At 65.8% G+C, this 26,983-nt stretch carries 28 protein-coding genes and 1 tRNA gene; 18 read left to right on the top strand and 11 right to left on the bottom strand.

Translation table 11 applies throughout. The features are described from left to right. The first annotated feature begins 4 nt into the window (after positions 1-4). From KGM94_RS00320 to KGM94_RS00295, 6 genes are all read left to right on the top strand, one after another. Positions 5-1,174, top strand: coding sequence for an IS110 family transposase (locus KGM94_RS00320; RefSeq protein ID WP_300253725.1), 1,170 nt, complete (start codon positions 5-7; stop codon positions 1,172-1,174). Between the two features lie 748 nt (positions 1,175-1,922). Further along, positions 1,923-2,411 carry a TerB family tellurite resistance protein gene (locus KGM94_RS00315; RefSeq protein WP_300253724.1) on the top strand — a complete coding sequence of 163 codons (489 nt, stop codon included), beginning with the start codon at positions 1,923-1,925 and terminating at the stop codon, positions 2,409-2,411. Positions 2,412-2,624: 213 nt separating this feature from the next. Then, the gene (locus KGM94_RS00310) at positions 2,625-3,404 is read left to right on the top strand and encodes an SDR family oxidoreductase (protein WP_300253722.1); all 780 of its coding nucleotides are present in this window, start codon (positions 2,625-2,627) and stop codon (positions 3,402-3,404) included. A gap of 132 nt (positions 3,405-3,536) precedes the next feature. Continuing rightward, positions 3,537-4,334 (top strand): glutamine amidotransferase, encoded by a 798-nt coding sequence (locus tag KGM94_RS00305; RefSeq protein ID WP_300253720.1) that lies wholly within the window; start codon positions 3,537-3,539, stop codon positions 4,332-4,334. Positions 4,335-4,471: 137 nt separating this feature from the next. Then, positions 4,472-4,975, top strand: coding sequence for a nuclear transport factor 2 family protein (locus KGM94_RS00300; RefSeq protein WP_300253718.1), 504 nt, complete (start codon positions 4,472-4,474; stop codon positions 4,973-4,975). 29 nt (positions 4,976-5,004) lie between these two features. After that, positions 5,005-5,817 carry an enoyl-CoA hydratase gene (locus KGM94_RS00295; RefSeq protein WP_300253716.1) on the top strand — a complete coding sequence of 271 codons (813 nt, stop codon included), beginning with the start codon at positions 5,005-5,007 and terminating at the stop codon, positions 5,815-5,817. A gap of 121 nt (positions 5,818-5,938) precedes the next feature. Here the strand turns inward: KGM94_RS00295 and KGM94_RS00290 are convergent. Next, positions 5,939-6,014: transfer RNA gene (locus KGM94_RS00290), tRNA-Ala, on the bottom strand. 188 nt (positions 6,015-6,202) lie between these two features. On the opposite strand from KGM94_RS00290, the gene KGM94_RS00285 reads away from it, so the two are divergent. The 3 genes from KGM94_RS00285 to folD are packed head-to-tail and all read left to right on the top strand — an operon-like array spanning position 6,203 to position 7,748. After that, the gene (locus tag KGM94_RS00285) at positions 6,203-6,493 is read left to right on the top strand and encodes a YggT family protein (RefSeq protein ID WP_300253714.1); all 291 of its coding nucleotides are present in this window, start codon (positions 6,203-6,205) and stop codon (positions 6,491-6,493) included. Positions 6,494-6,510: 17 nt separating this feature from the next. After that, positions 6,511-6,867, top strand: coding sequence for a DUF167 domain-containing protein (locus KGM94_RS00280; RefSeq protein ID WP_300253712.1), 357 nt, complete (start codon positions 6,511-6,513; stop codon positions 6,865-6,867). Further along, complete coding sequence (folD, locus tag KGM94_RS00275; protein WP_300253710.1) at positions 6,864-7,748, top strand: bifunctional methylenetetrahydrofolate dehydrogenase/methenyltetrahydrofolate cyclohydrolase FolD; 885 nt, start codon at positions 6,864-6,866, stop codon at positions 7,746-7,748. The genes KGM94_RS00280 and folD overlap by 4 nt, the downstream gene beginning before the upstream one ends. A gap of 73 nt (positions 7,749-7,821) precedes the next feature. On the opposite strand, the gene KGM94_RS00270 is transcribed toward folD, so the two are convergent. From KGM94_RS00270 to KGM94_RS00260, 3 genes are all read right to left on the bottom strand, one after another. Beyond that, complete coding sequence (locus KGM94_RS00270) at positions 7,822-9,303, bottom strand: M20 family peptidase (RefSeq protein WP_300253708.1); 1,482 nt, start codon at positions 9,301-9,303, stop codon at positions 7,822-7,824. 148 nt (positions 9,304-9,451) lie between these two features. Continuing rightward, entirely contained in the window at positions 9,452-9,982 is a 531-nt protein-coding gene (ppa, locus tag KGM94_RS00265) for an inorganic diphosphatase (RefSeq protein WP_300253706.1), read from the bottom strand. A gap of 201 nt (positions 9,983-10,183) precedes the next feature. Continuing rightward, positions 10,184-10,693 (bottom strand): GNAT family N-acetyltransferase, encoded by a 510-nt coding sequence (locus KGM94_RS00260; RefSeq protein WP_008136728.1) that lies wholly within the window; start codon positions 10,691-10,693, stop codon positions 10,184-10,186. A 274-nt stretch (positions 10,694-10,967) separates the two neighbouring features. Here KGM94_RS00260 and KGM94_RS00255 point away from each other — a divergent pair, with 274 nt between their 5' ends. Next, positions 10,968-11,864 carry an alpha/beta fold hydrolase gene (locus KGM94_RS00255; RefSeq protein WP_300253703.1) on the top strand — a complete coding sequence of 299 codons (897 nt, stop codon included), beginning with the start codon at positions 10,968-10,970 and terminating at the stop codon, positions 11,862-11,864. 1 nt (position 11,865) lies between these two features. Further along, positions 11,866-12,273 (top strand): thiol-disulfide oxidoreductase DCC family protein, encoded by a 408-nt coding sequence (locus tag KGM94_RS00250; protein ID WP_300253701.1) that lies wholly within the window; start codon positions 11,866-11,868, stop codon positions 12,271-12,273. Positions 12,274-12,363: 90 nt separating this feature from the next. Here KGM94_RS00250 and KGM94_RS00245 read toward each other — a convergent pair whose 3' ends face one another. The 3 genes from KGM94_RS00245 to KGM94_RS00235 form a co-directional block, all read right to left on the bottom strand. Further along, complete coding sequence (locus tag KGM94_RS00245; protein ID WP_300253699.1) at positions 12,364-13,608, bottom strand: NAD(P)/FAD-dependent oxidoreductase; 1,245 nt, start codon at positions 13,606-13,608, stop codon at positions 12,364-12,366. A gap of 97 nt (positions 13,609-13,705) precedes the next feature. Next, positions 13,706-15,532, bottom strand: coding sequence for a translational GTPase TypA (typA, locus tag KGM94_RS00240; RefSeq protein WP_300253697.1), 1,827 nt, complete (start codon positions 15,530-15,532; stop codon positions 13,706-13,708). Between the two features lie 238 nt (positions 15,533-15,770). After that, positions 15,771-16,559 (bottom strand): Crp/Fnr family transcriptional regulator, encoded by a 789-nt coding sequence (locus KGM94_RS00235; protein ID WP_300253695.1) that lies wholly within the window; start codon positions 16,557-16,559, stop codon positions 15,771-15,773. 180 nt (positions 16,560-16,739) lie between these two features. Between KGM94_RS00235 and KGM94_RS00230 the strand changes: the two genes are divergently transcribed. Then, positions 16,740-17,126, top strand: coding sequence for a response regulator (locus tag KGM94_RS00230; protein ID WP_300253693.1), 387 nt, complete (start codon positions 16,740-16,742; stop codon positions 17,124-17,126). 33 nt (positions 17,127-17,159) lie between these two features. Here KGM94_RS00230 and KGM94_RS00225 read toward each other — a convergent pair whose 3' ends face one another. Continuing rightward, positions 17,160-18,602, bottom strand: coding sequence for a TAXI family TRAP transporter solute-binding subunit (locus KGM94_RS00225; RefSeq protein WP_300253691.1), 1,443 nt, complete (start codon positions 18,600-18,602; stop codon positions 17,160-17,162). Positions 18,603-18,765: 163 nt separating this feature from the next. Here KGM94_RS00225 and KGM94_RS00220 point away from each other — a divergent pair, with 163 nt between their 5' ends. Both KGM94_RS00220 and KGM94_RS00215 read left to right on the top strand, forming a co-directional pair. Further along, the gene (locus tag KGM94_RS00220) at positions 18,766-19,089 is read left to right on the top strand and encodes a 4a-hydroxytetrahydrobiopterin dehydratase (RefSeq protein WP_300253780.1); all 324 of its coding nucleotides are present in this window, start codon (positions 18,766-18,768) and stop codon (positions 19,087-19,089) included. 90 nt (positions 19,090-19,179) lie between these two features. Next, positions 19,180-19,560 (top strand): YkvA family protein, encoded by a 381-nt coding sequence (locus KGM94_RS00215; RefSeq protein ID WP_300253688.1) that lies wholly within the window; start codon positions 19,180-19,182, stop codon positions 19,558-19,560. A 157-nt stretch (positions 19,561-19,717) separates the two neighbouring features. On the opposite strand, the gene KGM94_RS00210 is transcribed toward KGM94_RS00215, so the two are convergent. The 3 genes from KGM94_RS00210 to KGM94_RS00200 all read right to left on the bottom strand — a co-directional run bounded on the left by KGM94_RS00210 (position 19,718) and on the right by KGM94_RS00200 (position 23,123). Beyond that, positions 19,718-20,905, bottom strand: a complete 1,188-nt coding sequence (locus KGM94_RS00210; RefSeq protein ID WP_300253686.1) for a TAXI family TRAP transporter solute-binding subunit — start codon at positions 20,903-20,905, stop codon at positions 19,718-19,720. A 25-nt stretch (positions 20,906-20,930) separates the two neighbouring features. After that, positions 20,931-21,806, bottom strand: a complete 876-nt coding sequence (locus KGM94_RS00205; protein ID WP_300253684.1) for a hypothetical protein — start codon at positions 21,804-21,806, stop codon at positions 20,931-20,933. A 342-nt stretch (positions 21,807-22,148) separates the two neighbouring features. Beyond that, entirely contained in the window at positions 22,149-23,123 is a 975-nt protein-coding gene (locus KGM94_RS00200) for an NADPH:quinone oxidoreductase family protein (protein WP_300253682.1), read from the bottom strand. A 235-nt stretch (positions 23,124-23,358) separates the two neighbouring features. Here KGM94_RS00200 and KGM94_RS00195 point away from each other — a divergent pair, with 235 nt between their 5' ends. The 4 genes from KGM94_RS00195 to KGM94_RS00180 all read left to right on the top strand — a co-directional run bounded on the left by KGM94_RS00195 (position 23,359) and on the right by KGM94_RS00180 (position 26,975). Continuing rightward, positions 23,359-24,198, top strand: coding sequence for an SDR family oxidoreductase (locus KGM94_RS00195; protein WP_300253680.1), 840 nt, complete (start codon positions 23,359-23,361; stop codon positions 24,196-24,198). Between the two features lie 109 nt (positions 24,199-24,307). Further along, on the top strand, positions 24,308-24,937 hold the full coding sequence (locus KGM94_RS00190) for an invasion associated locus B family protein (protein WP_300253677.1): 630 nt from the start codon (positions 24,308-24,310) through the stop codon (positions 24,935-24,937). A gap of 208 nt (positions 24,938-25,145) precedes the next feature. Continuing rightward, complete coding sequence (gene rlmN, locus KGM94_RS00185) at positions 25,146-26,348, top strand: 23S rRNA (adenine(2503)-C(2))-methyltransferase RlmN (protein WP_300253675.1); 1,203 nt, start codon at positions 25,146-25,148, stop codon at positions 26,346-26,348. Between the two features lie 132 nt (positions 26,349-26,480). Next, positions 26,481-26,975: a hypothetical protein gene (locus KGM94_RS00180; protein WP_300253673.1), complete on the top strand. Its 495-nt coding sequence runs from the start codon at positions 26,481-26,483 to the stop codon at positions 26,973-26,975. The last annotated feature ends 8 nt before the right edge of the window (positions 26,976-26,983 follow it).

Here is a 26,983-nt window from a genome sequence, read left to right as displayed (position 1 = left end):
AACGATGTTGCTCGATCATCCTACCGACGGACCGGCCGCTATCCACACGCATATTGGCGCAATTTTTGTGTCTTTGGAACTGAGCCGTTCGAGTTGGCTGGTGACCTCGCTGTCGCCTGGCAAGGGCGAGAAGATGTCCAAGCACAGCGTCACGGCCGGCGATGCTGCGGGGCTCTTGAAGCTGTTTGCCGAGTTCAAGCGCAAGGCTGAGGTCCGGACCGGCCAAAACTATCCGATCATCACGATCCAGGAGGCGGGGCTGGACGGGTTCTGGCTGCACCGCGTCCTGCAGCAGGAGGGGGTCGAGAGCCATGTGGTCGACCCGGCCTCGATCGCAACGCCACGGCGGCGGCGGCGCGCCAAGACAGACCGGTTGGATGGCGAGACGCTGTTGCGGACGCTCCTCGCCTACAAGCGCGGCGAGCCGCGGGTCTGCGCGATGGTGGTTGCGCCCTCGCCGGAGGAGGAGGACCGTCGGCGGCTTTGCCGCGAACGGCGGACGTTGATCGATGAGCGCGTCGTGCATGTGAACCGGATCAAGGGGCTTCTGTTCGCGCAGGGCATCTGCGACTATCGACCACTGCGGCGTGACCGGCGCAGACGGCTTGAAGCGTTGCGCACCGGAGACAGCCGGGAGCTGCCGTCGCATTTGAAGGCGCAGATCGGCCGCGAACTCGATCGGCTCGAGCTGCTTCTGGAGCAGATCAAGGCGGTCGAGGCCGGGCAGGAAGCTCTGCTGACGGCGGCGAGACAGCCGGCAGGCAAAGAGACCGCGCCGGACGCGGTGACGATGCTGCTCGCTTTGAAGGGAATGGGCGCCAACTTCGCCGCCGTGCTCTGGTCGGAAGCCTTCTATCGGCAGTTCGCCGGTCGCCGCCAGGTCGCCGCCTATGCCGGTCTTGCGGCCACGCCTTGGCGCAGTGGCGGCATCGCGCGTGAGCAAGGCGTATCGAAGGCCGGCAATCCCAGGCTGCGGACCACGATGATCCAGCTCGCCTGGCTGTGGATCCGTCACCAGCCGCAGTCGGCCCTGACGCGCTGGTTCAAGGAGCACAGCCCGCGCGGCCGCAAGCGCGCGATCGTGGCGCTGGCGCGCAAGCTGCTCGTGGCGTTGTGGAAGTATGTCACGGCTGGCGTCGTCATCGAGGGGGCCGCGATGAAGCCGGTCGCCTGATGTGAGGATCGAGTCTGGCGACAAGCTCAGCCGCCCGCACCCAACGAGCCAACCATAGCCCATCTGCCGAGACCCGATCAGTCTCGGAAGATCCGGGGGGACGAACCGATGGATTGCATGGCTTCAAACGCCGTAGCGAAGAATGGCCTCGTCCTCTCGAGCCTGCCCGCCGCAAGCGGAATCATGGTGCAGTCGCGATCGCGCGACGACCGAATGTGAGTTTGATCTGGCAAGCTACCCAGATCGCTGAACCGGCTCGACCCTGGATCGCAAATGCGAGGATTGCAGATGTCCTAACCGAACGACCAAAACGAGCAGTCCCGACGGACCAAGCATGATGTCGTGCTCGCTCAACTCAAGGTCAAGCCGCTGCGCGGCGGCCCTGACGGGCCGACCTTGACTTGATCTGCGCGCGTCATCCTGCACAGCCCGCGGTCGGGACGAAGAGGTGGCCGCAGTCGAACAAAAAGGTGACTGCTCATCCCTTGACACACACATTCCCCATGTGAGCAATCCAGAGTGTCTCCCCCCGCGACAGTCTAGATTGCTTCATCGCTATCGCTCCTCGCAATGACGGTGTTGAGAGGGATGTCGTCAGGTCCGGCCATGACGGAGGAGGGGGTGGGCGAGATTGCCGAAACGTAATCCGTCCGGCGGAACGGACGCCGATTGCGCCGGTTGGATTTCCTGCTCATATAGGGATTGTTGGCGGACGGGCGGCGGATCGCGGGTTTTCGGTAGGACGACAATGCTGGACGGACTGCGTCAATTCATCGCCGAAATCGTCTCTCCACAAGTCCGCGATCGTGCGTTCGACGACACCGACTATCGTCTGGCCGCGACCGCGCTGCTCATTCACGTGATCTCGCTGGACGGCGAGCCGACGCAGGCCGAGAGGCGCAAGCTGCACAGCCTGATCGAGAGCCATTTCGGACTGGACCGCGGCACCGCGGACCGGCTGATCGCGTCGGCCACCCAGGTCGAGGGCGAGGCCGTCGATCTCTACCATTTCACCAGCGTCATCATGCGCTCGCTCAGCGAGGAGGGCCGCAAGCGCATCGTCGAGATGATGTGGGAGCTCGTCTATGCCGACGGCCAGGTCACCGAGTTCGAGGACAATGTCGTTTGGCGCGCCGCCGACCTGCTCGGCGTCTCGTCGCGCGACCGGATCGATCTCAAGCATGTGGTCGGCAGCCTTCGCGCGGGCCGGACCAGGCACGGCGTCGAAGGCGATTGATTGCCTCGGCGCCCCTGCCGCGCGACATGACCAAAGTTTAATGTTTCCGTTGATGGCTGCGACGCGGACCGAGGCCTGCAGAAGCGGCGGGTTCGTCAGCCCATATCGTCGGCTGACGGCGCCATGTGCGGAGGTGGCTTGCACGGCGCCTGCCGTCTGTGCTCTCGTCCTCCGGTTGTCGTTTCCTCCACATGCATTCAAGAGATCCCGATCGTGACTGAGTGTGTGACGCTGATTACCGGTGCCTCCGCGGGCATCGGCACGGAGCTGGCGCGCGTGTTCGCCGCGAACGGTCATCGCCTGGCGCTGACGGCGCGCCGCGCGGATCGCCTGGAGGCGCTCGCGAGCGAGATCGCGGCCAGGGGCGGCCCGAGGCCGATCGTCATTCCCTGCGATGTCGCGGAGACGAATGCCGGAGAGCGGATTGCCGCGGCGCTCTCCGCCGAAGGCGTCGAACTCGAATACCTCGTCAACAACGCCGGTTTCGGCGTCTTCGGCGAAGCGATCGCGCGCGACCGCGCCGAGCAGCTCGGCATCGTCGACGTCAACATTCGCGCGCTGACCGACCTGTCGCTGCGCTTTGCCGACAGCCTGATCAAGAATCGCGGCGGCCTTCTCAACGTCGGCTCGGTCGCGGGCTTCCTGCCCGGCCCCGGCATGGCGGTGTACTATGCCTCGAAGGCCTATGTGATCTCCTTCACCGAGGCGCTGCGCGCCGAGCTCGGCCCCCGCGGCGTCCGCGTCACCGTGCTTTGCCCGGGTCCGGTGCGGACGGAGTTTCAGGCCCGCGCCGGCTTTGCCCCGAGCTTCGATGCAGCGGTTCTCGACGTCTCCGCGGTCGACGTCGCGCTCGCCGCCTATCGCGGCCTGATGGCCAACAAACGGGCGGTGTTGCCCGGTTTAGGCATCAAGGTCGTGCCGTTCGTGCTGCGCCTGTTGCCCCGCGCCTTCATTCTGGCCGCCGTGAGTAAATTCCAGATGCGCAGGCGCTAGGCGCCGCCCGCCGGCGCGTCCCTGGCCAGGGCTTGCGTCCGCTATCCCAAAGGGTGTGTGCGCGAACTCACACGAAATTAAGGACCGCTTGGCTATGCTGGCGGTCTGAAACCAGTCGCTTTGCAAAGGGCCATGTCGTTCCGGTCGGACAGGTTTGGTAGCGCAAGGGTGGTGCCCCTCGGACGGGCGCTGGCTGCGACCGCCGCGGACCGTGGATGCGCCTTGCCGGTCCTGATCGTCCTGCACCAGGAAACCTCCACGCCCGGCCGCATCGGCAACGCGCTGCGCGCGCTCGGCCACCCCCTGGACGTCCGCCGGCCCCGCTTTGGCGATTGCCTCCCCGACACGCTCGATGAGCACGCCGGCGCCGTCTATTTCGGTGGCCCGATGAGTGCCAACGATTCCGACGACTACATCCGCCGCGAGATCGACTGGATCGAAATTCCGCTGCGCGAGCAGCGGCCGTTCCTCGGCATCTGCCTCGGTGCGCAGATGCTGGCCATGCAGCTCGGCGCGCGCGTCGCGCCGCATCCGGCGGGCCTCACGCAAATCGGCTATTACCCGATCCGCCCGACCGCGGCCGGCCACGCGCTCTGCCCGGATTGGCCGGCGCAGGTCTATCATTGGCACCGTGAGGGATTTGGCTTGCCGTCGGGTGCGGAACTGCTCGCCGAGGGCGACGATTTTCCGGTGCAGGCGTTTTGCGCCGGCAACGCCTTCGGCCTGCAGTTTCACCCCGACGTCACCTACGCCATGATGCACTGCTGGACCACGCACGGGCACGACAGCCTGAGCGCGCCCGGGGCCTGGCCACGCCAGCATCATTTCGCCGACCGGGCCGTCTATGACGTCGCCGAGCGCGCCTGGCTGCGGCGGTTCGTCGACGGCTGGCTGTCGCGCCGGCCGGCGCTGGCGCAAGCCGCGGAATAGCGGCGACGGTCCGCGGCCGTTCGACAGACTTGCCAAGTCCTTGCCAAGTCCTTGCCAAATCCTTGCCAAATCCCCGGATGTGTTAGGCTCGCTCCCGACAAGCCCGCCACTTTCAGCGGCGGGAGCGAGGAGGTTTCATGACCGGTGACGAGTTCGCAGGGCTGCTCGACGCGTTCACCCGCTCGGCGGAATCGGGCGACGGCGCCCGCTTCGCCCGCCACTTCACCGAGGACGGCATCTACTACGACTACATCTACGGTCCGCATCGCGGCCGCGCCGACATCGCGCACATGCTCGAGGGCCTGTTTCATCGCGACGCCACCGATTATCGCTGGGAGATGTTCGATCCCGTGTTCGACGGCCAGCAGGGTTACGCCTGGTCGCTGTCGAGCTTCACCTCGACCATTCCGCAATTTGCAGGCCGACGCGTCGTGATCGACGGCATGAGCCGCTTCATCGTCCGCGACGGCCTGATCGCGGAATACCGCGAATCCGTCAACGGTGGCGTCGCCATGGCGCAGCTCGGCGTCGAGCCGGCGCGCATGGCAAAAGTGTTTTCGCGCTGGAGCGGATGGCTGCACGAGCGACCGGAGACGCAAGCCTACCTGGCGCGGCCGAAGGGCTCGCGTACGGGCGGATGAACGACGACAAGAACACAGGAGGCAACGCCGTGGGCTATGAACACATCCTCTACGAGGTGAGCGAGAAGATCGCGACCATCACGCTCAACCGTCCCGACCGCATGAATGCGTGGACGCCGGTCATGGAGCGCGACGTGCGCCACGCCATGGAAGCGGCGGCGGCCGACGACGGCGTTCGCGTGATCGTGTTGACCGGCGCCGGGCGCGCCTTCTGCGCCGGCGCCGACATGGACGTGCTCAAGGGGCTCGATCCGGACGACATCAGGCGGGCATCGAGCCTGCCGTCGTTCGACATGAACCGCAGGCCGGACTGGCAGACGCGCTACGGCTATTATCCAGCGATCGGCAAGCCGATCATCGGCATGCTCAACGGCGCGACCGCAGGCATTGGGCTGGTGCACGCGCTCTATTGCGACCTGCGCTTCGCGGCGGACAGTGCCGTGTTCACGACCGCCTTCTCGCGCCGCGGCCTGATCGCCGAGCACGGCATCAGCTGGATGCTGCCGCGTATCGTCGGCCACGCCAATGCGCTCGATCTCCTGCTCTCTGCGCGGCGCGTCTCGAGCGAGGAGGCGCTGCGCATCGGTCTCGTCAACCGGCTCTGCCCGCCCGAGCAGCTGCGCGAGCAGACCTATGCCTACGCGCGCGATCTCGCCGATTTCGTCTCGCCGAGCGCGATGGCCGTGATCAAGCGGCAGCTCTACGAGGTGCCGTTCCAGAGCCTTGCCGAGGCCACCATCGAGGCCAACCGCGAGATGATGGTCGCGCTGAACGGCAGCGACTTCCGGGAAGGCGTCGCGAGCTTCATGGAGAAGCGCCCGCCGAGGTTTTCGGGGAAGTAGGGGGGATACGTGCAGGAAGCCCGCCGTCGCCCTTCGGCTATGGCGGGGCAGCCTTCGCTCACTTCGCTACGTTAGAGCGGAGTAGGCTTGCCCAGCCGTAGCTCGCGAAGCGAGCGAAGGCTGGTGGAGCCAGGCGGGATCGAACCGCCGACCTCATCATTGCGAACGATGCGCTCTCCCAGCTGAGCTATGGCCCCGTCGCGGCCGCTCTGGTATCTACGCGGCCGACAATCGGCCGCCATTTAAGTCGCCGCCAAGGTCAAGTCAAGGACGGCGGCACCCCGGTTTTCGCCCCCGGCGGCCGGGAACTTCCCTTGTTTGGACGTGGGGGAACCGATATCTAGCAACAGGTCAACCCCGACCGGAGCCAGAGTTTTCAAAAGCCATGCGTGCCGTTCTCGACATCGTCATCATCGTGCTCGATCTCTACGTCTGGCTGCTGATCGCCTCCGCGATCCTGTCCTGGCTGATCGCCTTCAACGTGGTCAACACCCGCAACCAGTTCGTCTCGGCGGTGGCGGAATTCCTCTACCGCATTACCGAGCCGGTCCTGGCGCCGATCCGCAACGTCCTGCCCAATTTCGGCGGGCTCGACATCTCGCCGATCATCCTGATCCTGATCATCATGTTTCTCGAGCGGGTGATCATGTACTACATCTATCCGAACGTGATTTAGCCGAAGCGGACGGAGTTTTGGCCTCGACGGATTCGCCAAAGGAGCCTTGGCGCTATTCCACCGCCGGCGTCAGCATTGCCGTGCGCGTGACGCCGCGCGGCGGGCGCGATGACGTTGACGGGATCGAGCAGCTTTCGGACGGCCGCAGCGTGCTGAAGGTGCGGGTGCGTGCCATCGCCGACGGCGGCGAGGCCAATCGCGCGGTCCTGGAACTGCTGGCGAAGTCGCTGGGCGTGCCCAAGTCGAGCGTTCGGCTGCTCTCCGGCGCCACCTCGCGGCAGAAGCAGATCGCGGTCGACGGCGATCCGGCGCGCCTCGGCGAGGCCCTGCGCCGGCTCGCTTCGGGACAGCCGGTGAAGAAGGAACGGACATGACGGCGAAAATCATCGACGGAAAGGTCATTGCCGCGGAGCTCCGCGGCCGCGTCGCCGAGGAGGTCGCCCGGGTCAGGCGCGAGCACAATCTGGTGCCGGGGCTCGCCGTCGTGCTGGTCGGCAACGATCCCGCCAGCGAAGTCTACGTCCGCAGCAAGCACACCCAGACCCAGGCCGCCGGCATGGCCTCGTTCGAGCACAAGCTGCCCGCCGACGTCTCGCAGGCCGAACTGCTGGCGCTGGTCGCGAAGCTCAACAGGGATCCGGCCGTGCACGGCATCCTCGTGCAATTGCCGCTGCCCAAGGGCCTGAACACCGAGGCCGTCATCAACGCCATCGATCCGGCCAAGGACGTCGACGGCCTGCACCCGAACAATGCCGGCCGGCTCGCCGGCGGCTTTTCGGCGCTGTCGCCCTGCACGCCGCTCGGCTGCATCATCCTGACCAAAAGCGTGCATGCCTCGCTCGAAGGCATGAATGCCATCGTCATCGGCCGCTCCAATCTGGTCGGCCGGCCCCTGGTGCAGTTGCTCCTGAACGAGAACGCCACGGTGACGATCGCGCACTCGCGCTCGCGCGACCTGCCGGGCCTCGTCAGGCGCGCCGATCTCGTCTACGCCGCTGTCGGCAAGGCCGAAATGGTGCGCGGCGACTGGCTGAAGCCGGGCGCCACCGTGATCGACGTCGGCATCAACCGGATTCCGAGAGCGGACGGCAAGACCCGCCTCGTCGGCGACGTCGCCTATCAGGAGGCGCTTGAGGTCGCCGGCGCGATCACGCCGGTGCCGGGCGGCGTCGGCCAGATGACGGTCGCCTGCCTCCTCGTCAACACGCTGCGCGCCGCCTGCGCCATCGCGGGGCTGCCGAAGCCGGCGGTGTAGGAGCGTTCTCGCGTCCCCGACGCGCTGCGTAGCATCCGGGGAACGCCGGTGGGGTTGGCGCGCAGGGTCAGACTCACCCCGCCGTGTTCTCGATCAGCCGTCGGTAGAAGCGGATCATGTCGGCATAGCCTTCGATGCTCAACCGCTCATTGGTGCCGTGAAACCGCTTGAGGTCTTCCGAATTGGCGCGCACCGGCGAGAAGCGGAAGATGTTGTCGGCGATCGCCGCATAATGGCGCGAGTCGGTTGCCGCCACCATCAGGCCGGGTGCCACCACGACGTCGGGAAAGACCTCGCGAATGGTCCGGTTGAGCGCGGCATAGGATTTTCCGCCCGTTCCCGTCACCGGCGGCGGATCGGTGTTGCCGGGAAACGGCGCGATCGAGACCTTGTCGTTACTGATCGTGGTGCGGACGTGATCGGTGACGCTCGCCTGGGTGTCGCCGGGCAGCAAGCGGAAATTGACGGTGGCCTCGGCGTTGCCCGGCAGTACGTTGTCCTTGTCGCCGGCGTTGAAGATGGTCAGCGCGGTGGTAGTGCGCACCATCGCTTCCGTCGGGCCGCTCTTCTCGAATTCGCGCAGCAGGAGCGGCTTGAACAGCCAGAGGTTCGACAGCGCCACCCGGCTGAAGCCGCTCATTTCCGGCGCCAGCGTGTCGAACATCTCGGCGACCGTGCCGCGGATGTGCATCGGCAGGCGGTGATCCTCCAGCCGCGCCAGCGCAGCGCTCATCATGCCGATCGCGGTCTGGCGCGGCGGCATCGAGGAATGGCCGGGCGTGGCGTGCGCTGTCAGCACCAGCGTGGCGTAGCCCTTCTCCGAAAGCCCGATCAGCGCGGCGGGCTTGTCGAGGCCTTTCATGACGCCCTCGGCGATCAAGAGGCCCTCGTCGAGCACGAATTCGAGCCGCACGCCGCGCGCCGCCAGCGCCGACACGATCGCCTTGGCCCCCCTCGTGCCGGCGACCTCCTCGTCATGACCGAAGGCGAAATAGATCGTTCGCTTCGGGCGAAAACCCTCCTTCGCCATCTGCTCGGCCGCCTCCAGCATGGAGTAGAGGTTGCCCTTGTCGTCCCAGGAGCCGCGGCCCCAGATGAAGCCGTCGGCGATCGCGCCCTCGAACGGCTTCTGCTGCCAGTCCTTCTCGGTGCCCGGTGCTATCGGCACCACGTCCTGATGCGCGAGCAACGCGATCGGCTGCGCCTTGGGATCGGAGCCCTCCCAGGTGTAGAGCAGGCTGTGCTGGCCGATCACCTCGTGCTTCGCCGCGGCGTGGAACGCCGGGAAGCTCTGCTCGATATGCGCCCTCAGCCCGCGCAGCGCCTCGGCGTCCTGCTCCGGATTGAGGAAGTTCGAGATGGTCTGGAAGCGGATCGCTTCCGACAGCCGTCTTGCGGCGCCTTGCGCATCGACGCTCGCGCGCGGAATGGCCGCGACCTGGATCTGGCGGGAGCCGCGCGTCGCCACGTTGAACGCCAGCACGCCGGCAAGGACGACGACGCAAGCGACGATCAGCAGCAGGATGTTGCGGACAATCTTGAAAAATCGGCGCATGGACTGACTTTCACCGATGCCGTGCCCCGGATGCAATGCAGCGCGAAGCGGTGCGTTGCATCCTGGGCCCAGTGCGAGTGGCGACCTAGGTTGCCGGCTCTGCGGAACGCCATTTCGTGGCGCACCGCGTCCGGGACAACAGAGGTTATTACTTCTTTTTCGCGCGCGCGATGCCGTCGGCGATCAGCTTGTGCGCGTCCTCGGCGCCGCCCCAGCGCAGCACCTTCACCCATTTGCCCTTCTCGAGGTCCTTGTAGTGCTCGAAAAAGTGCCGGATCTGCTCCAGCGTGATCTCGGGCAGGTCGCTGTAGCTCCTGATCTTGTCGTAGCGCTGGGTGAGCTTGGACGACGGCACCGCCAGGATCTTCTCGTCGCCGCCGGCCTCGTCCTCCATGAACAGCACGCCGACCGGGCGCACGCTCATCACCGCGCCCGGGATGATGGCGCGGGTGTTGATGATCAGCACGTCGCAGGGGTCGCCGTCGCCGGACAGCGTGTGCGGGATGAAGCCGTAATTGCCGGGGTAGCGCATCGGCGTATAGAGGAAACGGTCCACCACCAGCGTGCCGGCCTCCTTGTCCATCTCGTATTTGATCGGCTCGCCGCCAACGGGCACCTCGATGATGACGTTGACTTCGTGCGGCGGGTTGGCCCCGATTGAGATCGCGTCGATACGCATGGAAAGCTCCGTTCGTGCCGGGGGTCGTCGCCGGGCTGCGATTCGGCCCTGTCTTACGCGGGCCCGGCGCAGCTAGCCATCGAACTTTCGCGACACCATGAACTCCGGCCCGCGCCCCACGGTGGAAACGACGACGGTATCCACGGAGGGGAAGTCCGCCGACCAAGGCGGCAGATCAGCCAGTCCGGATCAGTTGGCTGGTTAGTTGGTCCAGGCGAAAGCGACCTTGTCGAGCGACTTCGGCCCGAACCGCTCCGAGGAGCGCGCTACCATGCGGCCGCCCAGCGCACGGTAAAACTCGGTCGCGGGGTCGTTGTCCGACAGTGCCCAGACCACCATGCTCTTCAGCCCGCTCTGCATCAGGTCGCGGCGGGCCGCGGCGAACAGGCGCCGGCCAAACCCCAGGCCCTGGAATTCCGGGCGCAAATAGAGCTCGTAGATCTCGCCGTCGAAATGCAGGCTGCGGGCGCGGTTGCGGCCGTAATTCGCATAGCCCGCGATCTTGTCGCCGAATACCAGCACGCTGACGCGGCTGCCCTTGCGGATCGCGCTGTCCCACCATTGCGGGCCGCGGCGATTGATGAGCTTCTCCAGCTCGGCGCCGGGAATGATGCCCTGATAGGCCGAGCGCCAGGCTTCGTCGTGGGTCGACGCCACCGCAGTTGCGTCTGCAGCTTTGGCCGGCCGGACCTCGATCAGGGTTGTGCTCATGGATGCGATCAAACCAAGTCACCGGGCCGGCGGCAAGGGCTATCGTTAATTATCGGTTAACGTGTGGATTTTCTGCATCAGTTTTTTGACCCCGGTGTGCCGAAAGAGGACAGCGCAACCCACCCGGCCAGCGGCGATCCTCCGAACGACTGCGCGGCAACTCCCGGGGCCCCGTGCACGTCACACGACCGTGAGCCCGCGCAGAAAAACTGCGGCCAAGTTGATTCGCGCCCGCTACTCTGCCCATGGTTCTCAGTATTCCACCCGGCATTTCATGCGGCCCTTCAGGACGTTTGTCGCTTTGGTCTGCCTCTTCGCGCTCTCCGCGCCGCTTGCGCGCGCGCAGACCGGGCTTGGACCGGCGGGCGCGGAAGGCGAACCCTGGCGCAGGCAGGCGTGGCTGCTGCCCTCGTCCGATGCCGCCACGCTGGCGCATGCCTTGCTGTTCCGGCCGCCCGGACACGGCCCGTTTCGTCTCGCGGTAATTGCCCACGCCACCACCCAGAACATCTTGCGTCGCGCGCAAATGCTGCAGCCGGAATACCGCGCGCTGGCGGCGCATCTGGTCGCGCGCGGCTTTGCCGTGCTGGTGCCGGAGCGGCTCGGCCATGGCGCAACCGGCGGCCGTTATGTCGAGGACCAGGGCGGTTGCGACGAGGCCGACTACGCCCGCTCGGGCCGCGCCACCGCGGCGGAAATCTCACTCGCGCTGGACTACCTGCGAACGCAGGATTTCGCGCGCAAGGACGGTGCCGTCGTGCTCGGTCATTCCGCCGGAGGCTGGGGCGCGCTGGCGCTCGCGGGCGCTGACCCCAGGGTGGTCTCCGCCATCGTCGCGTTTGCGCCGGGACGCGGCGGACACGCCAACGACTTTCCCAATCAGATCTGCGCGCCGCATACGTTGACCGCGGCCGCCGCCGAATTCGGCAAGGCTGCGCGCGTTCCCGTCACATGGCTCGTGGCCGCCAACGATACCTATTTCTCGCCGGTCTTTTCGCGCCAGCTCGCGGACGCCTTTCGCCGCGGCGGCGGCAAGGTCGACTTCCGCCCCTTGCCGGCGGTCGGCAGCGAGGGACACTGGATGATCGAGACCGAGGCCGGCGTGAAGATCGCAAGCGGCGAGTTCGACCGCGCGCTGCGGGCGCCGGTGGCGGGGAGGAAGAAGCGCTGACATGCCCCGCTGGCCCGACGACGACGTGATCCTGTTCGACGGCGTCTGCATCTTCTGCTCGCGCTGGGTCCGCTTCGTTGCGAGGCGCGACACCGCACGCCGCTTCCGCTTCACGCCGATCCAGTCGGCCTACGGCACGCGCCTCGCGCGGGCTTTCGGGATCGATCCTGACGATCCCGATACCAACGCCGTGGTCCATGGCGGCGAGGTGTTCTTGAAGTCGGACGCCGTGCTGACGGTGCTGTCCCTGCTGCCGGGCTGGGGCTGGGTCCGCGTGCTGTTCGCCGTGCCAAAACCGCTGCGCGACGCCGTCTACAACCTCGTTGCGCGGAATCGTTACCGTATTTTTGGGAAGTATGACGAATGCTTTGTGCCGGATGCGGAGTTGAGGGCGCGAGTTCTGGATTAGCGTCATTGCGAGCGAAGCGAAGCAATCCAGAATCTTTCCATGGCGACGATCTGGATTGCTTCGCTGCGCTCGCAATGACGGAGCGCGTGACTAGCGCCTTGTTGTAAAAGCCAGCACCTCTTTCGCCGCCCTCTCCCCACTGTCCCGCGCCCCGTGCGCGGTGGTGAAGAAAGCCGGCGAGGTCGCTTCTCCCGCAAAGAACAGCCGTCCGTCCACTGGCGCTGCGAGCACGGCGCGGTTGCCGGCGTGGCCGGGGAGGGCATGGGAATAGGCGCCGCGGGCGAAGGGGTCGTTCGCCCAACGTGATTCCGCCAGCGGCTTCAGCTTGCGGCGGATGTCGTTGCCGAGAAGACCTGCGATCTCGTTGATGCTCTGCTCGGCGAACGCGCCGGAGCCCGCGTCTTCCAGTTCGCGCGCGAACCTGCCGCCGAAAAATCCCTCGATGCAGGGCTGGCCGAACGGGCGGATGTGATAGGTGCCCGTCGCGGTGCGCATCGTGGCGCCGCGCAGGTTGGCTTCCTTGGGAAAGGCGTCCGCATCCTCCAGCGCCAGCACCACCTTGTCGTCGACGCCGAGCGGCAGGCCGCGCGCGGCATCGACCTTGGCGGTTAGCTGCGGCGAGAATCGGATCGCTTCATCGGCGATCAGGTTGGTCGGCACGGTGACGATGACCTTCGCGGCGGTCAGCGTGCCCAGCGACGTCTCGATGCGGATGTCTTGGCCGGAATGGTCGATCAGCGTGACGTTGCAGTCGAGCGCGACCGGGCAGGACGCGCCATAGGCCGCGATCAGCGCGCCATAGCCGCGGCGGACGCGCCAGTTGATGTTGGTGTCTTCATAGGCATCCATGTCCGTGATCGAAACCTGGTCGAGCTCACAGCCGTTCACATAGGTCGAGATCGCATCGATCATCGGATTCCACCGATTGCCGGGCTCCAGGCACCGGTCCGCGGGACCGTCCTGGCCTTTCAGCGCGGCGTCCTCGGCGCGCTCGTAGAAGGCCTCGAGCGAGCGGATGAAATCGTCGCGCAGGACTTGCGGAAACGCATTGCCATAGGCGCGCTCGCGCCACGGCGGCAGCTCCTTGTTGATCTCGAAATTCAGCCGTTCGGCGATGCCGACGAAGGAATTCCTGTCGGCCGAATGCAGCCAGCCGCAGCCGACGTCGAACACCACGTCAGGCGAGGCCTGCACCGTCCAGGCACGCCCGCCGATGCGGTTGCGCGCTTCCAGCACGATCGCGGAGAGGCCGGAACCCTGCAGCGCGTGCGCAGCGCCGAGGCCCGCAGCGCCCGCGCCGATGATCGCGACGTCGACGGAGGAGGGAAAGGACATGAGCGAATGGCGAGTGGCGAATGGCGAATAGGGCTTATAGCAGATCGCGCCTCCAGGTAACGCCCCTGTTCGCTACTCGCCATTTCCCATTCGCAGCCTACGCCACCGCTTCGCGGGCCTTTTCCGCTCGCTTGCGCTCGTTGGGATCGAGGTGCTTCTTGCGCAGCCGGATCGATTTCGGCGTCACCTCGACGAGCTCGTCGTCCTCGATATAGGCGAGCGCCTTTTCCAGCGTCATCTTGATCGGCGGCGTCAGCCGCACCGCCTCGTCTTTCGACGTGGTGCGGATGTTGGTGAGCTGCTTGCCCTTGAGCACGTTGATCTCGAGATCGTTGTCACGGGTGTGTTCGCCGACGATCATGCCGCGATAGACCTTCCAGCCCGGCTCGATCATCATGGGGCCGCGGTCTTCCAGCTTGAACATGGCGTAGGCGACCGCCTCGCCCTGGTCGTTGGAGATGAGCACGCCGTTGCGGCGGCCCTGGATTTCGCCCTTGTAGAGCGCATAGCCGTGGAACAGGCGGTTCATGATCGCGGTGCCGCGGGTGTCGGTCAAGAGCTCGCCCTGGTAGCCGATCAGGCCGCGGGTCGGCGCGTAGAACACCAGCCGCAGGCGATGGCCGCCGGACGGCCGCATTTCGATCAATTCCGCTTTCCGTTCGCTCATCTTCTGCACGACGACGCCGGAATGTTCCTCGTCGACGTCGATCACGACCTCCTCGATCGGCTCCTTCAACTGGCCGGTCGCCTCGTCCTTCTGGTAGACGACGCGCGGACGCGACACCGAAAGCTCGAAACCCTCGCGGCGCATGGTCTCGATCAGGATCGCGAGCTGCAACTCACCGCGACCCGAAACTTCCATCGAGTCCTTGTCGGCGGCTTCGGTGACGCGCAGCGCGACGTTGCCCTCGGCCTCGCGCAGCAGGCGGTCGCGGATCATGCGGCTCGTCACCTTGTCGCCTTCGGTGCCGGCGAGCGGGGAATTGTTGACGATGAACGACATCGACACGGTCGGCGGATCGATCGGCTGCGCCGGCAGCGGCGTCTCGACTGCGGGATCGCAGAAGGTGTCGGCGACGGTACCCTTGGTCAGGCCGGCAATGGCGACGATGTCGCCGGCTTCGGCTTCTTCGAGCGGCGTACGCTCGATGCCGCGGAACGCCAGGATCTTGCTGATGCGGCCCTGCTCGATCATCTTGCCGTCGGCGGAAAGCACCTTCACCTGCTGGTTCGGCTTCAGCACGCCGGAGGAGATGCGGCCGGTGATGATGCGGCCGAGATAGGGATTGGCCTCCAGGATGGTGCCGATCATGCGGAACGGGCCGTCCTCGACCTTGGGCGGGGCGACGTGGCGCAGGATCAGGTCGAACAGCGGCTCCATGCCCTTGTCCTTCGGACCCTCCGGGCTATCGGCCATCCAGCCCTGCTTGGCCGAACCGTAGAGGATGGGGAAGTCGAGTTGCTCCTCGCTGGCATCGAGAGCGGCGAACAGATCGAATACCTCGTTGATTACCTCGGTCGGGCGCGCGTCGGGGCGGTCGACCTTGTTGATGACGACGATCGGCTTCAGTCCGACCTTCAGCGCCTTGGAGACCACGAACTTGGTCTGCGGCAGCGGACCTTCGGCCGCGTCCACCAGCACCAGCGCGCCGTCGACCATGTTGAGGATGCGCTCGACCTCGCCGCCGAAATCGGCGTGGCCGGGGGTATCGACGATGTTGATGCGGGTGTCCTTCCACTGCACCGAGGCCGCCTTGGCCAGAATGGTGATGCCGCGCTCGCGCTCCAGGTCGTTGGAGTCCATGGCGCGCTCGGCCACCTTCTGGTTCTCGCGGAACGTGCCGGATTGCTGCAGGAGGCGGTCGACGAGCGTCGTCTTGCCGTGGTCGACGTGGGCGATGATGGCGACGTTGCGAAGGTTCATGAGTTGGCTTCTTTGCGGTCGAACAATGGGTTAAGCGCGATCTCGCCGGTCAAACCGGGACCTCTTCTCGGACAACGCTGAAACGTGGAAAACGGGGCCTCTTCCGCCCAAAAAGGAAGCCCGGCCAGATCGACCGGGCACCCTGCGCGTTTGCGACGCAATATATGCAAAAAACCTCAAAAAACAATGGGTTCTTTACCGGTTGGTTGACTGAATTTTGCCGGGGGATCCTCGGGGCTTAGGGGGCGCTTGACGTTTCGCCGGCGTTCGGGTTGACCCCCTCGGTCGGATAGACGCCGCTCAGCACCTCCTCGAAATGGTTCCTGACGGCGTCGTTGCACAGGCAGGCGCGCAGCTTCAGCCCGTCGCGACTACGCACCTGGATCGAGCCGCGCCGCGTGTCGAGGATGCCTTCCGCCTTGAACGACTGGATCACGCGGCTGGCATAGCTGCGGCCGACCCCGAGCAGGTTTGCGAGTTGCTCATGCGTCAGCGGCACGCTGTCGTCGCCGTCGGTCCGCTCCATCGCCGCCAGGATCCATTTGGCGGTGCGCTGCTCGATCGAATGGATGGCATTGCACGCAGTCGACTGGAAGATCTGCGCCAGCATGCAGTCGGCGTAGCGGGCGAAGATGTTGCGCAGGGATGGCGAGCGCGCCTTCGCGGCTTCGAGCCTGCCGACGTGAATTCGCGCGAACGGCCCGCCAAACTTCACCGAGATCCGTGTGTAGGCCGGCAGAAATCCGTGGCTGACGATGCCGCCGACCGCGCCCTCGCGGCCGATCAGGATGGTCTCGACGTCGCGGCCGTCCTCGTTGGGCACGAGGAACGTCGCGAGTGCAGGCCCGCAGGGGAAATGAACGACCTCGACGGCGTCGCCGGGATTGTAGAGCAGATCGTTCGCGGCGGCCTTGTCGCCGGTGAGATGCGGCGCGACCAGCGCATAGTCGGCAGCATTCAGTCGCCGCAACAGGTTGTTGTAGGGCCGGCTGGCGATCTCGTTGGCTCTGGCGATACGCGCATCCATCGAAGACTCGTTCTCCTTTCCCCACCCTATCGAGCTCCCCTCGCCACTTGTGTGCACAAGTAGACAGACAGGGAAACCGCGCTGTGATGGGTTCGTTCCAGGAACCCTCCGATGCGCTGGATGCAGGCGTTGGACCGCGGCTGTTCTGCTCGCCAATTCACCGACCTCAAAGACGAGAACATGGACCGCGCTTCCCCAGACCGCCCAGCGTGTCCTGCCGATGTCCTGATCGTCGAAGACGATCCGATCATCGCGATCGATTTCGAGGAACGGCTCATGGGTTTTGGCGTCCGCACGGTCCGGACGGTGGCGTCGGTGGCGCGGGCGCTGGACGCGATTGCGGAACGTGCGCCCGACTTTGCGCTGCTGGACGTCGAGCTCGTTCGCGAGAAGAGCTTTGCGATCGCGGAGCGGCTGCTCGCGCTGAAGATTCCATTCGTCTTCGTTACCGGCTATGATGCCGAGACGGGGATTTCGCAGGAGTTCGCGGGCCAGCCGCGGCTGCAAAAGCCCTGCTCGAGCGAGGAGCTGGAGGCGGCGCTGCTCGAGGCAAACGCCATCCGGTGATCATGTGACGCGGCGATAGCGCCGGCGACGCGGCTATGCGTTGCCGGCCGCGCGGAATTGCGCGCCGGCGCGCTGCAGGTTCTGCGGCAGGCTGAGCAGCACCGCCTTGCGGTCGGCAACCGCGGCATGGAATTGATCGAGCGCGATGTTGAAGGCGGTGAGTGCGCCCTCCTCGATGGCGCCGTCGTCGTAGCAGCGGAGCGTGTCGCGCAGGATGTCGTCGGCCTCGCTCTGCATGAGGTCGAGCTCGTCGGTCGTCTCGGCGCGCCGAGCGGCCGTGATCATGTCCAGCAGCCGGTCGCGCAGATGGCTGTTGTTGTCGCGCTCGTCCTTCTTGAGGTAGCCGGCAAACCAGGCGCCGACCGAGCCCATGGCCGAGAGCGCCATCAGGCTCCACCAGATGTAATCGCTGTACCTGTCGAGGAAGGTCTTTTCCTCGCCGTCGACGAAGGCGGCGGCGCCGGGATGCACGGGAATCACGGCATCCTTGTCGGTGTCGGGAGTTTCGATCTTCGCCGCGAGCGGGAATTCCGTCATCACTTGCTGGCGAACCGCGAATAGCTGCCGGGTGAACGCCGCGACCGTGGTCTCGGAGAGGCCTTTGCGCGCCACGATGTGATGGGCGAAGCCGATGGTCTTGACCTCTTCCTCGGGCCTGTCCGGCGATCCGCCATAGGTGCCTGCGGGAATGTCGGCCGCCTCGTAGATCGGATGGTTTTGCGCGATCGCATCCGCCGAATCGATCGCCAGGAAAGTGGGAACGCCGCCTTCCCTGGTGGAGGCGGCGATCGCATCCGCCGTGATCTTGCTGTTGACGGGGCCGGCGGCGAGATAGGCATCGGCCTTCTGGCCGCGGATCATCTCGGCGGCCTCGTTCGCCGGGAATTGCACGATCTCCACCTTGGCGGGATCGACGCCGTATTGCTGCAGGATCACCTTGAGCACGTTGACGTTGGCCTGCGTCCTGCCGACCACGCCGACGCGGTGGCCGGCGAGCTGCGGGATCTTGGTGATCTTGGCGCCCTTCTTCTTGCCCTTGCCGGGCGGCACCCACAGCACGACGACGTTCTTGCGCAGGGTCGCAACCGCCTGCGCGTTCTTCGGCACGTCGAGATCGCCGCGCACGATGGCGAGGTCGGCCTTGTTCTCCGCGAGGGCCTCGGCGCTCGCGGTCGCGCCCTCGGTCTGGATCGGCCGCAGCCGCACATAGCCGCGGTTCTGCACGAAGGCCTGCGTCAGCGCTTGCACGACCTTGACGTCGTCGCTGTTGGCCGGTCCGACCGCGATCTTCAGGGTCACCGGGCGCATGGCGAAGTAATAGCCGCCGGCGAGCACGCCGATGATGGCCAGGACGCCGGCGATGGAGATGAGCACGCCGTTCCGCGCCGCCGATCGCGGCGACGTCGGTGCCGGCGGCGTCTGGACGAACTCGCCGGTCATCGATCTGGCAAACAATCGCTTCAGGCTCAGTTTCATCGTGCCAAGGTTGATCGTGCCAAGGTTGATCTTGCCAATTCGTCTACCCTTCTACTTGTAGCAAATTTCTTGAGATCGGGAATTACATCTGCGTCATGGTTAGCGGATGGACGAAGACCCCGTATGAACCCGGGCGAAAGTGCGGTGTTAGGGTAATGTTTCCCTGAACACGGAGGTTGTCATGGCGGAGCGGCTGTCGACGGAGGCACGGAAGCAGGCCCTGGCCGGGCTTGCGGGCTGGACCGAGGCCCCGGGACGGGAGGCGATCGGCAAGACCTTCGCCTTCAAGGACTTCAACCAGGCCTTCGGCTTCATGGCGCGGGTGGCGCTCGTTGCCGAGAAGATGGATCACCATCCCGAATGGCGCAACGTCTACCGGACCGTCGAGGTGGTGCTGGCGACCCATGATGCCGGCGGCGTCACGGCGCTCGACGTCGAACTCGCCAAGGCCATGAACGCAATTGCCGGCCAGCTCGGCGTGGCCTGACGCCTTGCGGGGCAGGCACGCATCCCCATCTCTTGGGCAGCGTCGGACGCCGCCTCGAGGGCCGCGCCGGCCCGAACGGGGAGATTGACCATGGCCGCCGATCACAGCGTCGGCTTCGAGCCGGCCGACCGGCTGGCGGAAGATCGCGAGAGCGTGCGCCGGCGCTTCTGGCAGAAGCTGAAGCGTGTGGTCGCGCAGCTGCCGTTCGCCGAGGATCTGCTCGCCGCCTATTACTGCGCCTTCGACAAGCAGACGCCCCGGCACGTGCAGGCTTCGCTGCTCGGAGCGATCGCCTATTTCATCCTGCCGTTCGATTTCGTTCCGGACATGCTGCCGATGCTCGGCTTCACCGACGACGCCGCGATTCTGGCGACCGCGCTGCGACTCGTCGCCAGCCACATCACGTCCGATCACCGCGATGCCGCTCGCGCCGCGCTGAAGCGCGGCATCGGCGAGGCGGAGGCTACGTAGGAACTCCGCACACGCGCCGTCGTTGGTTTATGGCGGTCGCAAGGCGCGAGTCCATCAACACCGTCATTGCGAGCGACGCGAAGCAATCCAGAACTGCATCCGCGGATACAGTCTGGATTGCTTCGCCGCTTCGCTTCTCGCAATGACGGCGATCCGCCTACTTGCCCGGACGCACCTGCGCGCGCGCATTGTTGTCGCGGGCGTTGTTCTCGGCCTCCCAGGCCTGGAACTGCTTGAACAGCGCCTCCCGGTCCGCGTCCGACTGCACCACCTTCGCGGCCGCCGGGTTCTGCCTCAGGAAGGTCTCGAAGCGCTGCCGCGTGACCGGTTCGACGCCGTGCTGGTCGAGCCATTGCTGGGCCACCGGCAATCTGTTCCAGCCGGCGAGCGGCGCCGCGAGCGAGACTTCCTTCCACTTGGGATGGAAAGGCGGCTTCTGCAGCGCCGGGAACTTGGTGAAGAAGGCGTCCACGAACAGCGCGAGCTTGCGATAGCGGTCGGTCTTCGGCGCCCAGTTGTAGGCGGCGAGCACCGCCGGCACCGCGATCGTGTCGACCGTCTCCCCCTCCTTGATGAGGTTGGGATAGTCCTTCGCGGTCAGCGTCGCCGGCAGATAGTCGCTCTGCAGCGGTTTTGCATAGTCGACGTTCGCCAGATGGAAGCGGCCGTCATTGTTGAAGGTCGAGACCGACTTGTACGGCTTGCCGCCGACGACGATCACGGCGTCGATCTCGCCGGCCTTCAGCTTCTCCATCGCGATGCGCTGCTCGATGTAGACGACGTTGGCCTTCATCCCGAGCCGCTCGAACACCGTCAGCGCGGTCACGAAGGTGCCGCCGTTCGGCAGGTCGACGCTCACCGTCTTGCCTTCGAGATCCTTCAGGCTGCGGATCGATTTCGGCGCGATGACCTGCATCTCCTCATTGTAGAGCTTGGTCACGTAGGTGAACTGCTTCTTGATGTCGCTGGCGAAGCCCTTGCGCTCGAGATAGTCGAGCGTGTCGGCGCGCACGACGCCGAGGTCGACGCCCTGCAGGAACAGGATGTCGGCGACGCTCTGCACCGAGCCGCGGCCGACGATCGGAAGCACGCGCAGTTTGTTGCCGTCGTCCAGCACGGAAGCGAGGTCGGCGCCGAACTGCACGTAGGTGCCGCCGATCGTGCCCGTGATCAGCGTCACGGTGTTGGCGTTGAGCGCCTGCTTGGTCTGGGTCGAACCGAACTGGAAGATCGCCTTCAGGCTGTCGGAGACCTTGCTCGGGTCGTACTCAGTCTCGGCGGCTTGCGCCGAGAAGGCAAAGATCGTCATCATGGCGGCAAGCGCCATCCTAAGAACGTAACGCATGGTGTCCCCTGCTCGCGTGGAGTGTTCAGTTCTGAAGTTGGGTCAGGCGCTGCCGCGCCTCGGATGATCCGAACTGCGCCGCTTTCTGGTACCAGCTGCGCGCAACCGCCGGATCGCCGGTGATGCTCCTTATGTCGTTGGTGCCGAGCACGGCCGGATCATAGGTCTGTGCCAGCATGAACGCCGCGGTGCCGTCCTGCGCATTGGCCGCGCGCTCGAGCAGGAGCCGTGCGGCGGCGATGTCGCCGACGGCCATCAGGCTCTTGGCCCGTGTCATCAGGCCGGCTAGCGTGTCGGCGTCGAGCGTCCTGGCGGGAGCGCTTGCCTCCGGCGGCGGCGCCGCCGCCGCGACCGGCGCCGGAACGGGCGACTGGGCCTGCAGCGCGGACTGATAGGCGGTCGCGATCGCTTCGCGGCTAGGCGCCGCCGGCATCGCTGCGGGCGCCGCGGGCATCGCGGCCGGCGCCGCTTCGGCGCTCGCCAGCATCGGGCTCGAGACGCGGGCCGGGTCCTTCAGCGGAATCTGGCGCACCGGTGGCGTGACGGGCGCGGCCACCGCCTGCTCGGTTGCCGCGCCGCTGGCCAAAGCCTTGGCGTCGACGGCGAACAGGCGCACGATGTCGGACTGGTACAGCGCGGCCAGGAACGCGACCGTGGCCGCCGCCAGTACGCCCGCGAGAATGCGCGGCACGATGCTGGGCTTGGCCTGCGTGGCGACGAATTCCTGCGGATACGGCTCGCCTTCGGGATCGGACAGAAAGAGCGGCATCGGATCGTGATGCGGCTGGTAGGCCCGGTCAGCGCGCCCGAAGCTGTAAGGCGCGGTCTGTGGGCGGTCTGTGTCTTGATCGAAGTCGATTGCCCTCGACTCTCTGGACTGACGGTAGGCCGTCGTCTCCATGGTGATGCTCCCCATTACTGACGCAACGCCGGGGCATCCTCAGGTCCAGTCTTCTTGCTCTTGCCCAGAAGCGCCCCGCAAACTGGAACCTATAAAACGCAGTCTGAATCAGCCCAAAAGACGACGGCGGTTTGCGCGAATTGGGAGATATTTGGGTTTGATTTGGGCGCTCTCGCGAAATGCATCACAATTTTGCGCGCTCTGGTTGAGTTGCGCCCGGCGCAGGTTGATCGCGGGAACGAACGCATTTGCTTCAAAAGCACATCATCATGATCATGCGCGGGCCTGTCCCGCGCATGGCCGTCGCGCGTCATGGATGATGACGGCGCGCCGCCGCCACATTTACGGATGCAGGATCACCTTGCCCATGGCCTGACGGCCGGCGAGCACTTTCAGAGCATCCGCGGTCTGCGCCAGCGGGAAGGTGCGGTCGACGTGGGAGGAGATGTTACCCTCCGCCGTCCACTTCACGAGCTTCTCGAGATTGGCGCGGTTTTTCTCTGGATTGAGCTTGGTCCACGCGCCCCAGAACACGCCGCGGATGTCGCAGCCCTTCAACAGCGCGAGGTTGAGCGGCATCTTCGGAATGTCGCCGGCGGCGAAGCCGATGACGAGGAAGCGTCCTTCCCAGGCGATCGAGCGCAAGGCCGCTTCGGCGTAGGCGCCGCCGACCGGATCGAAGATGATGTCGACGCCCTTGCCGCCCGTGAGCTTGCGCAGGCCCTCCTTCAAGTCCTCCTTGGCGTAGTTGAGCGTCAGCTCGGCGCCGTGCGCCTTGGCGAAGGCGAGCTTCTCGTCCGAGGACGCGCAGGCGATCACCTTCAAGCCCATCTGCTTGCCGAGCTCGCAGGCGGCAAGCCCGGTGCCGCCGGCCGCGCCCAGCACCGCGAGCGTCTCGCCCGGCTTCGGGCTCGCGCGATCCTCCAGCGCATGCAGCGCCGTGCCGTAGGTGATGATGATGCCGGCGGCGCGATCGTAGTCGAGATTGTCGGGAATCCTGACGATCGCGTTTGCAGGCAGCGCGATCTTCTCGCGCGCGCCGTTATGACCGCAGGACGCCACGACGCGATCGCCGACCTTGAGACCGGTCACGCCGGAACCGATGCTTTCGATCACGCCCGCGACCTCGGCCGCCGGCGAGAACGGGAACGGCGGCTTGATCTGGTACTTGCCCTGGATCATCAGGATGTCGAAGAAGTTCAGCGCCGCCGCCTTGATCGCGATCACGGCCTCACCCGGTCCGGCCACCGGCTCCGGCACGTCGGCCAGCACGAGATCGTCGGGTTGGCAATATTGCGAGCAGAGAATGGCTTTCATGGACACACCTGGCGTTTCGGGAACTGGCTCTTCGAGGGCAGCACTATAATTTGCCTGCTTCATGCCGGATTTGAAGCCCCCCGACAATCCGGTTTCTTTGTCGGAGGCCGTGCACCGGTCTATCCTCCGTCTTTGCGAGGAGCGATAGCGACGAAGCAATCCAGACTGCCGCCTGCGGGTGCATGCTGGATTGTTTCGCTTCGCTCGCAATGACGGTGAAGGGAGGATTCAAACGATGTTTGAAACAGGTCTGCTCAAGGGCAAGCGCATCCTGGTGACCGGCGGCGGCTCGGGGCTGGGTGCGGCGATGGGGCGCCGCTTCCTCGCGCTTGGCGCCGAGCTCGTGATCTGCGGCCGCAAGCTCGATCGGCTCGAGGCCGCCGCGGCTGACATGCACGCGCAGACCGGCGGCAAGGTCACGACCGTCGGTTGCGATATCCGCGACGGCGGTGCCGTCGATGGCATGATGGATCGGATCTGGCGCGAGGCGCCGCTCGACGTGCTCGTCAACAATGCGGCGGCGACCTTCATCGCGCAGACCGAGCATCTTTCGTTCCGCGCGGCGGACGCGATCCTGGCCCCGACGCTGCACGGTGCGATGTATTGCACGCTCGCGGCGGGGAAGCGCTGGATCGAGGCCGGGCATCGCGGCGTCGTGCTCTCGATCCTGTCGACCTCGACCATTACCGGTCGCGCCTTCACGGTTCCCTCCGCCATGGCGAAGTCGGCGCTGCTGGCGATGACCAAGAGCCTTGCGGTGGAGTGGGGCCCGAAAGGCATCCGCACCGTGGCGATCGCGCCGGGACCGTTTCCGACGGCCGGTGCCACCGGGCAATTGCGGCCGGAAGGTCGCGATGAGGGCTGGACGTCGCGCAACCCGCTGGGCCGCACCGGCGAACATGGCGAGCTGGCCGATCTCGCCAGTTTCCTGATCTCCGACCGCGCGGGCTATATCAATGGCGAGATGGTGGCGATCGATGGCGGCGCGCATCTGCGCAGCTCCGGCGCGGAGGACCTGCTGCATTGGACCGACGAACAATGGGCCGCGCAGCGCGCCGCGCGGAGCAAGCAATGAGCGGTTCGTAACTGCCTTCCCAAAAAGCGCTTTCCCGGCTATCCCTGCCGCGGGGACAAAGCGCATTGGGGCCATCTTCCAGTCACAATATTGAGGGAACCACTCCAGCATGTGGCGGGTGCTTTTAGCTTTGATGACCGGAGTGGCGGCATGCGGGATCGTCGATCTCGCGCAGGCGCAGACGGCGCAACCGGCGCCGAAAGCTGCTGCGAAGCCCGCCAAGGATGCAAAGACCGCCGCAAAGCCCGAGAGCAGGCCGCCGGCACTTCCCGGCACGGTTGCGGGCGGGGCCGAGCCGACCCTGATCGGCCAGTTCGGCACCTGGGGCGCCTATACGGCATCGCCCAACGGCAAGAAGGTCTGCTTTGCGCTCGCGAAGCCCTCGTCGTCGAAGACCAATCCGCCGAACCGGCCGCGCGATCCCGCCTATGCCTTCGTCTCGACCCGGCCGTCCGAAAAGGTCGTCAACGAGGTCTCGGTCATGATCGGTTACGCGCTGAAGCCGGGCTCGGAATCGATCCTGGAGGTCGGCGGCGGCTCCTATGCGATGTACACGCAGGGCGACGGCCTCTGGATCAAGAACGCCGCCGAGGAAGAGCGGATGGTCGAGGCCATGCGCCGCTCCGCCGATCTCGTGGTCAAGGGCGTCTCCGCCAAGGGGACGGAGACCACCGACGTCTTCTCGCTGAAGGGCCTCGCCCAGGCACTCGACAGGATCGCCCAGGATTGCAGGCGGTAGGACGGCAGACGTCAGGATACTGCAGGCGACGGGACTGCAGGCGGCAGTCGCAATCCTGGTTCCGGTTGCTATATAAGGGGCGTTCCGAAGTTTCAGTCGTCATGGCCGGGCTTGACCCGGCCATCCACGTGCCAACGCATTCGAAGCAAGGCGTGGATCCCTGGGACAAGCCCGGGCAGGACGAACACCAGTCATCCTAGGCCGACGCATGCAATCGACGATCGCGCAGCAGAACACACTCCTAGTGGAGAAGACTCCGCTCGAAACCTACGTGCCGCCGACGAAGCCATCGCTGATCGGGCTGTCGCGCACCGAGCTCGGCGAGCGGCTCGGCGAGATCGGGGTGAAGGTAGCGCAGCGCAAGATGCGAGTGCAGCAATTGTGGCACTGGATCTACTTCCGCGGCGCCAGGAATTTCGACGAGATGACCTCGATCTCGAAGGACATCCGCGCCGAGCTCGCAAAGCACTTCACCGTCGATCGTCCCGAAGTCGTGGCCGAGCAGATCTCCAACGACGGCACCCGCAAATGGCTCTTGCGCCTGCCGAGCGGCAGCAATCTCGAAAGGCCGCACGAGGTCGAGTGCGTCTACATCCCGGAGACCGATCGCGGCACCTTGTGCGTCTCCTCCCAGGTCGGCTGCACGCTGAACTGCGCCTTCTGCCACACCGGCACGCAGCGCCTGGTGCGAAACCTCACCGCAGGCGAGATCGTTGGCCAGGTGATGGTGGCGCGCGACCGCCTCAACGACTGGGCCGATCGCGAGAACGGCGCGCGCCTCGTCACCAACATCGTGATGATGGGCATGGGCGAGCCGCTCTATAATTTCGACGCGGTGCGCGATGCGCTCTTGATCGTCGCCGACAACGAGGGCATCGGCATCTCGCGCCGCCGCATCACGCTGTCGACATCGGGCGTGGTGCCGAACATCGTCCGTGCCGGCGCGGAGATCGGGGTGATGCTCGCGATCTCGCTGCACGCCGTGCGCGACGAGCTGCGCAACGAGCTCGTGCCGCTCAATCGCAAATATCCGATCGCGGAATTGCTGCAGGCCTGCCGCGACTATCCCGGCGCTTCGAACGCGCGCCGCATCACCTTCGAATACGTCATGCTCAAGGGCGTCAACGATTCGCTCGATGACGCCAGGCTCCTGGTGAAGATGCTCAAGGGCATCCCGGCCAAGATCAATCTGATCCCGTTCAATCCCTGGCCCGGCACGGCCTACGAATGCTCGGACTGGGACCAGATCGAAAAATTCTCCGAATACATCTTCAACGCCGGTTATTCCTCGCCGGTGCGCACGCCGCGTGGCCGCGACATCCTCGCCGCCTGCGGCCAGCTCAAGTCGGAGACCGAAAAACTCTCGGCGCGCGAACGCCAGGCGCTGCGCGCCATGGCGATGACGGATTGAGGCCGTGCGCGCCCGCCGTCGCAATTCGTCATTGCGAGCGCAGCGAAGCAATCCAGAATTTCTCCGCGGAGAGAATCTGAATTTCTTCGTCGCTTCGCTCCTCGCAATGACGTCAATCCGGGCAAGCGTCTCATGGCACTGATCGGCCGCCTCATCGTCATCTTCATCGGCTTTCTCGCCGCATGCCTCGTCGGCGGCATGATCGTCGTCGCGGCGCTGCTGTTTCCGGAGTTTTCGGATCTCGGCTCGGGTCCGGTCGACCAGGGCACGATCGACGTGCTGTTGGGCTTCGGCTTCATCTTCGTCTCGGGTTTCGCGCTGTTGCCGGCGATGGTCATCGTGGCGATCACCGAGGCGTTCTACATCCGCAGCGCGCTGGCCTATGCCGTCGGCGGCGGCCTCGTGGGTCTCGCCTGCTATCTCGGCCTCGTTCCCTTCGACCCCGAGACGCTGCAGTTCTCCGGCATCGTGCGGCGCCACCTCGAAATCATGACGGGTGCGGGCATCGTCGCGGGCGCGGTCTACTGGATGATCGCCGGCCGCAGCGCCGGCGCCTGGCGGCATCCCGTCCCGCCGCCGAAACCGCCGCCGCCGCTGCCGTCGGCGTCGAGGCCGGACGCGCCGTGAGCGCGCGC

It is taken from the genome of Bradyrhizobium sp., assembly GCF_028868675.1.
Taxonomy (GTDB): Bacteria; Pseudomonadota; Alphaproteobacteria; order Rhizobiales; family Xanthobacteraceae; genus Bradyrhizobium.
This window is presented reverse-complemented; position numbering and strand designations above follow the sequence as displayed.

Excerpts from the sequence above, each read along its gene's own strand:
- KGM94_RS00180 (WP_300253673.1), top strand. The coding sequence starts at position 26,481 with ATGGCACTGATCGGCCGCCTCATCGTCATCTTCATCGGCTTTCTCGCC.
- KGM94_RS00245 (WP_300253699.1), bottom strand. The coding sequence starts at position 13,608 with ATGTCCTTTCCCTCCTCCGTCGACGTCGCGATCATCGGCGCGGGCGCT.
- KGM94_RS00195 (WP_300253680.1), top strand. The coding sequence starts at position 23,359 with ATGTTTGAAACAGGTCTGCTCAAGGGCAAGCGCATCCTGGTGACCGGC.
- KGM94_RS00250 (WP_300253701.1), top strand. The coding sequence starts at position 11,866 with ATGCCCCGCTGGCCCGACGACGACGTGATCCTGTTCGACGGCGTCTGC.
- KGM94_RS00270 (WP_300253708.1), bottom strand. The coding sequence starts at position 9,303 with ATGCGCCGATTTTTCAAGATTGTCCGCAACATCCTGCTGCTGATCGTC.
- KGM94_RS00190 (WP_300253677.1), top strand. The coding sequence starts at position 24,308 with ATGTGGCGGGTGCTTTTAGCTTTGATGACCGGAGTGGCGGCATGCGGG.
- KGM94_RS00255 (WP_300253703.1), top strand. The coding sequence starts at position 10,968 with ATGCGGCCCTTCAGGACGTTTGTCGCTTTGGTCTGCCTCTTCGCGCTC.
- KGM94_RS00300 (WP_300253718.1), top strand. The coding sequence starts at position 4,472 with ATGACCGGTGACGAGTTCGCAGGGCTGCTCGACGCGTTCACCCGCTCG.
- KGM94_RS00215 (WP_300253688.1), top strand. The coding sequence starts at position 19,180 with ATGGCCGCCGATCACAGCGTCGGCTTCGAGCCGGCCGACCGGCTGGCG.
- KGM94_RS00285 (WP_300253714.1), top strand. The coding sequence starts at position 6,203 with ATGCGTGCCGTTCTCGACATCGTCATCATCGTGCTCGATCTCTACGTC.
- KGM94_RS00315 (WP_300253724.1), top strand. The coding sequence starts at position 1,923 with ATGCTGGACGGACTGCGTCAATTCATCGCCGAAATCGTCTCTCCACAA.
- typA (WP_300253697.1), bottom strand. The coding sequence starts at position 15,532 with ATGAACCTTCGCAACGTCGCCATCATCGCCCACGTCGACCACGGCAAG.
- ppa (WP_300253706.1), bottom strand. The coding sequence starts at position 9,982 with ATGCGTATCGACGCGATCTCAATCGGGGCCAACCCGCCGCACGAAGTC.
- KGM94_RS00200 (WP_300253682.1), bottom strand. The coding sequence starts at position 23,123 with ATGAAAGCCATTCTCTGCTCGCAATATTGCCAACCCGACGATCTCGTG.
- folD (WP_300253710.1), top strand. The coding sequence starts at position 6,864 with ATGACGGCGAAAATCATCGACGGAAAGGTCATTGCCGCGGAGCTCCGC.
- KGM94_RS00225 (WP_300253691.1), bottom strand. The coding sequence starts at position 18,602 with ATGAAACTGAGCCTGAAGCGATTGTTTGCCAGATCGATGACCGGCGAG.
- KGM94_RS00320 (WP_300253725.1), top strand. The coding sequence starts at position 5 with ATGTTGCTCGATCATCCTACCGACGGACCGGCCGCTATCCACACGCAT.
- KGM94_RS00230 (WP_300253693.1), top strand. The coding sequence starts at position 16,740 with ATGGACCGCGCTTCCCCAGACCGCCCAGCGTGTCCTGCCGATGTCCTG.
- KGM94_RS00260 (WP_008136728.1), bottom strand. The coding sequence starts at position 10,693 with ATGAGCACAACCCTGATCGAGGTCCGGCCGGCCAAAGCTGCAGACGCA.
- KGM94_RS00235 (WP_300253695.1), bottom strand. The coding sequence starts at position 16,559 with ATGGATGCGCGTATCGCCAGAGCCAACGAGATCGCCAGCCGGCCCTAC.
- KGM94_RS00205 (WP_300253684.1), bottom strand. The coding sequence starts at position 21,806 with ATGGAGACGACGGCCTACCGTCAGTCCAGAGAGTCGAGGGCAATCGAC.
- KGM94_RS00210 (WP_300253686.1), bottom strand. The coding sequence starts at position 20,905 with ATGCGTTACGTTCTTAGGATGGCGCTTGCCGCCATGATGACGATCTTT.
- KGM94_RS00305 (WP_300253720.1), top strand. The coding sequence starts at position 3,537 with ATGTCGTTCCGGTCGGACAGGTTTGGTAGCGCAAGGGTGGTGCCCCTC.
- rlmN (WP_300253675.1), top strand. The coding sequence starts at position 25,146 with ATGCAATCGACGATCGCGCAGCAGAACACACTCCTAGTGGAGAAGACT.